The sequence below is a fragment of the Arthrobacter sp. M4 genome (assembly GCF_020251205.1).
Lineage (GTDB): Bacteria > Actinomycetota > Actinomycetes > Actinomycetales > Micrococcaceae > Arthrobacter.
Map to the genome: position 1 here is coordinate 1 of NZ_JAIWYX010000090.1, position 218 is coordinate 218.

Below are 218 nucleotides of genomic sequence, written 5' to 3' on the forward strand. Positions count from 1 at the left end.
TAGTTGGTGAAGATGCGGTCCAGTTCCCAGATTTCGTTGAGTTTGCCCAGTTCCGCGGCCGTGTCGTAGCGGAGGTACCCGACGAGCTCACGGACCCGGGAGAAGTTCTTCTGCTCCACGTGGGCGCCGTCGTTCTTGTTGCCGGGCCGGGAGCGGGTGAAGGTGATCTGGTGTGCGTGGCAGTAGGCCAGCAGGTGCTCGTTGATGAACTCCGAGCC

The 218-nt window shown here is 61.9% G+C and carries 1 pseudogene; it reads right to left on the minus strand.

The annotated features are described in order from the left end of the window. A pseudogene (locus tag LD110_RS23530) lies at positions 1 to 218 on the minus strand (integrase); the annotation flags it as partial.